This is a genomic window from Gramella jeungdoensis, from assembly GCF_023805255.1.
GTDB lineage: Bacteria > Bacteroidota > Bacteroidia > Flavobacteriales > Flavobacteriaceae > Christiangramia > Christiangramia jeungdoensis.
Window position 1 is genome coordinate 1 of sequence record NZ_JAMSCK010000015.1, and the last position, 3,177, is coordinate 3,177.

Annotated in this window: 4 protein-coding genes; all 4 read right to left on the reverse strand. The window is 30.5% G+C overall.

The window, feature by feature from the left end; all coding sequences use genetic code 11:
* Window positions 1–143: 143 nt before the first annotated feature.
* On the reverse strand, window positions 144–314 hold the full coding sequence (locus NE848_RS17220) for a hypothetical protein (protein WP_252115854.1): 171 nt from the start codon (window positions 312–314) through the stop codon (window positions 144–146).
* A complete protein-coding gene (locus NE848_RS17225) occupies window positions 311–757 on the reverse strand; it encodes an FEKKY domain-containing protein (RefSeq protein ID WP_252115855.1) in 447 nt (148 codons plus the stop codon). The genes NE848_RS17220 and NE848_RS17225 overlap by 4 nt, the downstream gene beginning before the upstream one ends.
* A gap of 162 nt (window positions 758–919) precedes the next feature.
* The gene (locus NE848_RS17230) at window positions 920–2,251 is read right to left on the reverse strand and encodes a hypothetical protein (protein ID WP_252115856.1); all 1,332 of its coding nucleotides are present in this window, start codon (window positions 2,249–2,251) and stop codon (window positions 920–922) included.
* Window positions 2,252–2,437: 186 nt separating this feature from the next.
* Window positions 2,438–2,983, reverse strand: coding sequence for a hypothetical protein (locus NE848_RS17235; RefSeq protein WP_252115857.1), 546 nt, complete (start codon window positions 2,981–2,983; stop codon window positions 2,438–2,440).
* Between the last annotated feature and the right edge of the window lie 194 nt (window positions 2,984–3,177).

Below are 3,177 nucleotides of genomic sequence, written 5' to 3' on the forward strand. Positions count from 1 at the left end.
CTAATAGCCGTATGTAATAAGCTCCTGAAACAGGCATTTGCAATAGCTAAGTCCGGAACTTATTATCAGGAAAATTATATGTCGAAATTAGCTTAAAAGTACTTGGATTTTACCTTAGTTCTTTGTTATGTGGCGTTTTTTCACTAAAATATTTCTCTCAAAATTAAAGTAATACCTATTAAAATAGCACCTATTCCAGCACCTATTAATTTAATTGTTAATCCTCCCTTTTCATTCTTTTTTAGTCCGAAATAATATTTAAGGATTAATATTCCTGCCACGATGGTTAATATGCCCAGAATAATATCAATCATTTAATTTTTAAATTTTTCTTCCAATCATCAAGTCCTACAACATCATCTCTTACTTCTTTTATCCATTTTTTACCATACTGATCTGTTAGATAATCAAAAATTATTTTGTTGTAATCTTCTATTAAATTTTGATCAGGACCTGTACAACCATATTCGTAAAAATATAATTTATACTTATCCTCAAACTGTGGGTCAGTAGCTATCATTACTGGTGCAATTCCCCCTTGTAGAAGCAAAAATGGAATCCCATTTTCTATATCTTGTTTTGCTATGTTTCTTATTTCTGACTTTTTAGCAAATAATAATTTTGCTGGACCGCTTGAATTAATTTGTTCGTCAGTTAAATTTCCAATTCTTGAAAAGACAATTTCTTCTTGTCCATCTTCTTGAGCAAATGAAGAAATAGAAAATATTAAAGTCAGAATAATAATTACTTTTTTCATCGGATTATCATCTAAAAAATGCCATATAACGGTTACGGTTATCGCAAGTTGCGGGAGTAAGGACGCGGACTTGTCGGATTAACTTTTTTTTTCCTGGTTTCTAAATTTACACTTTTTCCACAAAACCCGTTATTTGCGATGAACCGATGTTGCCAGTAGTTTTTATTCCTCTGGATTTTCTAAGGGGTGAAAAGCTGCTACTCGACCGTCATTTAGAATATGAAGTGAGTAATGATTACCATTAAAATATAATGCTTTATTTCCATAAACTCGAAACTCTTTGTTTTCCGCTAATCTTTCGTTTATGGGATCAATTAATCTTTCAATAGCAATTTTTAAAGTTCTTCGTATATCTTTTGGACTATATTGAAAGTTTGTTTTTTGCTCAAAATGGCCTTCAATTTCTAATTCCTCACAATGTCGAAGATAGATATGTAAATAACTACGATAATCCCAGTATATAGGTTTTACAGAATCATAATATACCAAAGCTTCATCCTCAAAATGAAGTGTGGAATTTAAAAGTTCGCCATAAATTTCTGGGTATTCCTGCTCAAATTTTTCTAACTTTTTATTGGTGGATCTTTTAATTTCTGCTTGAATTAACTCGATTCTGTTTGACTTTCTTTGAGTAAGCAATTCTGAAAATTCTAAAACTTCTTCTTGAGTAAAATCTTCATTAAAAATTTTTACTCTTAATTCCTGAAATCTTACATTTTCAATTTTATTCCCATCCTGATCAAAAGCATTATTTTTGATGATATCAAGCTTATTTGCTTCTGGTTTATAATAAAGTGAGAAACCACATAATTTTTCAATTTCAGAATCAATTAGTTTTCCTCCATCTTTCAATCGTTGATTGAAAAGCGATAATTGTGCTTTATAGGGATCCATTCCAGAAGGATCAAATTCTACCTCTATTGTATTTGGTATTTCTTTTCTACCAGTCTGTCCGAATGATTTTTTGGCAGGAAAATTTGAAGCTAGAACTTCATAGATGTCACCACTTAAAAATCCAGTTTCTCTTAGCTCTTTACGAGTTTCTTCGGAAAGATCATCACAGCTGGTACATTTGAATTTTACTTTTCCGTTTGTTCTTGAAACTTCTTTTTTTGAAAGTTCCTGTTCCAAATTTTCTCTTTCTTCTTTAGTATATTCTATGAAACCACTAATTTTTCTACCAAATTTCTTAGCTGAGTCTGAAAACTTATGGAATTCTATATTGATATATTTTTCCTCGTACTGGCCGTACATCGAATATAATTCCTCAATAGAAAATTGAAACTTTTCTTTTAGCTGCTTATCGATATCATCCTTAAATTTTTCTAGCTGGGCTTCAAACCACAAAATTTTTAATTTTAATACTTTAATTTTTTCAATATCAGATTTTGAACAATTATCTAATTCTTTCTTAGTTGATTCTAATTGTTCTTCTACCATATCGTTAAGGAGATACAGCATCGAATCATTTATTTTGTTTTTATATTCGAACATTCTATAAAAATTACTGGCAACGGCCGCGATTAACGCCAGTGTGCGGAAATTAGCACGCGGAGTAGTCGGCTTGTTGTTTTGTGGTTTGGAGTTCTAATTTATTCTTTTTCCTGGAATACCGCATATTGGCTCCGTTAATCGCTGTTGCAAACAGTTTTGCTTTTGTTTCTATTTTAATTAAAATCTTTAGTTGTTCAAAGTTGATCGGTTTATATTAAATTTTCCTTCTGTTAGACTCACTTTATCATTTTGATTATTTGGATTTTGTAAAATGATTTGATCAAATTGACCTATTAATATCGAATCTCCTTTCACCTCTATTATTTCAATAAATTGTTGCTGTCCGGATTCAGAACCATAAGCAACTCCTCGTACAGTCCCTGAGCCATCTGCAATTCCAACAGCTGTTTCATCATCTTCAGGAGTATAAAAATTTAAATCGCCCTTTAATTTTCCAATTTGATATTTTCCTCCAGCAGTCACATCTTTTATATAGAAATGTATATCCTTTTGTTCGCTATCGCTGAATGTTAAATGCCATGTATTATTATTTGTATAGGCTTTTATTCCATAATCGATATTTAGAAATAGCTTAACGTCTTCAGGTATAAATTTCTTTCCATTAATTTTTACAGAAAAGGAATTTTCTCCAGTTTCATTCAAATCAATTCCATCATCTTTTGAGCAGGAGATAAATATTATTAAAATGGAAATTATTTTAACTAGTTTCATAATCATCAAAAATTTTTGTGGAAAATCTTTTTATAATATACTTACTTTATGAAAAATTTGCTTCAAAATGTCTCGTCCTGGAATACGGCTACAGGTTAAACTTGATTTTTACGCTGCATTTTGGTGTACCGCATTAGGTGTTTGATAGTCTAAAGATAAATGTAATCTTATTTCATTGTATAGTTTGATGGCAT

Coding starts and splice junctions, on each gene's coding strand:
- NE848_RS17220 (WP_252115854.1), bottom strand. CDS start 314: ATGATTGATATTATTCTGGGCATATTAACCATCGTGGCAGGAATATTA.
- NE848_RS17230 (WP_252115856.1), bottom strand. CDS start 2,251: ATGTTCGAATATAAAAACAAAATAAATGATTCGATGCTGTATCTCCTT.
- NE848_RS17225 (WP_252115855.1), bottom strand. CDS start 757: ATGAAAAAAGTAATTATTATTCTGACTTTAATATTTTCTATTTCTTCA.
- NE848_RS17235 (WP_252115857.1), bottom strand. CDS start 2,983: ATGAAACTAGTTAAAATAATTTCCATTTTAATAATATTTATCTCCTGC.